Annotated in this window: 2 protein-coding genes; both read right to left on the bottom strand. The window is 64.6% G+C overall.

The annotated features are described in order from the left end of the window. Window positions 1-48 precede the first annotated feature (48 nt). Window positions 49-669: an HNH endonuclease gene (locus DBR36_RS07700; RefSeq protein WP_108318294.1), complete on the bottom strand. Its 621-nt coding sequence runs from the start codon at window positions 667-669 to the stop codon at window positions 49-51. Further along, on the bottom strand, window positions 662-1,132 hold the full coding sequence (locus DBR36_RS07705; RefSeq protein WP_108318295.1) for a DUF6994 family protein: 471 nt from the start codon (window positions 1,130-1,132) through the stop codon (window positions 662-664). Before DBR36_RS07705 ends, DBR36_RS07700 begins: the two co-directional genes overlap by 8 nt. Window positions 1,133-1,230: the final 98 nt, after the last annotated feature.

A 1,230-nucleotide genomic window follows, 5' to 3' on the forward strand; every position in this document is an offset into this window, starting at 1 on the left:
GGCGTTCGGGGTGGTGGCGGGGCGGTATGCGCGTGCTGGGGGATCCGCCTAGGTCTCCAGTTCGCGGGCGGCTGCCTCGCTCGCCGCGGCAATGCGCGCACGGATCAACTCGACCGTTCTTTCCGCCTCGCGCATCATGGCGAGGATCTCGGCGTGGTTCTGCCAGTGCTTAGACCACAACTCCTCGCCGACGACCGCGGGAAAGTCGACACGCGTCGCGCTGCCCCACCGCTCGTACTGCTCCAGGCGTTCGGCGCGAGCCCTGAGGTCTGTCACGCCGCGGTTAGCTGGGGCGTGGCGGGCGGTGCCGAACATCCACTCACGCCAGGGCCTGTTCCCCTTGCTCTGATTGCACTTTCCACATGCCGGCACGAGATTGTGGATCTCGTGGATGTACCCGGTGGGTTGCTGGCCCACGACAAGGGGGCGCAGATGATCCCACTCCGAGGCAGCGTCTCCGCAGTATGAGCAGACGACGAGTTCCGACATGCCGAGAATCTCCAGCGCTTCATCGATCTGGGCCTCCGTCGGCTGGACCACGGGAACGATCCCGCTGATGAAGGAGTTCGTGATGCTTGATGACCGGCCGGTGATCCGGACCGGTCTGGGCATGGCGAAGCGGAAGGCTTGCGCGCGAGCTCGGGTCGGTGCTGCGTTCTTGTCAGTCATTCGCTCGTTCGTCTCCAGAGATGCGATCAGATGCGGTCGTCGCGCGGATGCGGGCGTTCCGGGCCGCAGCGAAAGCGAGCTGACCCTCTCGGAACCCGCGGTACTCCTTCATCGAGTCTGGGAGGACGCGCCCGGCGAAGTCATCGAAAGGGCCGTAGAACTTGATCTCACCGCCGTCGTCGATGAGGTCTCCGGCGTCGTAGAACGAACGCAGTAGGCCGCGGCTCGAGTTCGCCAACGTGTCGCCAGATAGCGTGAACTCGATGGTCGGTGTGCGGTGGTACAGGACGTGCGCCCCGCGAACCTTGCCGGGGGTCAACTCAAAGACCCGCCCGTTCGGGAGCGGTTTGCTCCACAGTCGCCGATGAAGCTCCTGCAGGAGAGGGCTGAAGAGATCGGGGTCTCGCCGCCGGGAGTCCTCCTGGAAATCGGTGTCCACATCGATCCGTCCGGCAGCATCCATGGTTCAACCTATTGGGATCACGACGCTGGGCGCCTGATTTTCTCCCCGAGCGCGGGACGTTCTACGACGGGAACCCTGGTGACGTGATGCAGAGTACC

It is taken from the genome of Microbacterium sp. HMWF026, from assembly GCF_003061325.1.
Taxonomy (GTDB): Bacteria; Actinomycetota; Actinomycetes; order Actinomycetales; family Microbacteriaceae; genus Microbacterium; species Microbacterium testaceum_E.

Coding starts and splice junctions, on each gene's coding strand:
- DBR36_RS07705 (WP_108318295.1), bottom strand. CDS start 1,132: ATGGATGCTGCCGGACGGATCGATGTGGACACCGATTTCCAGGAGGAC.
- DBR36_RS07700 (WP_108318294.1), bottom strand. CDS start 669: ATGACTGACAAGAACGCAGCACCGACCCGAGCTCGCGCGCAAGCCTTC.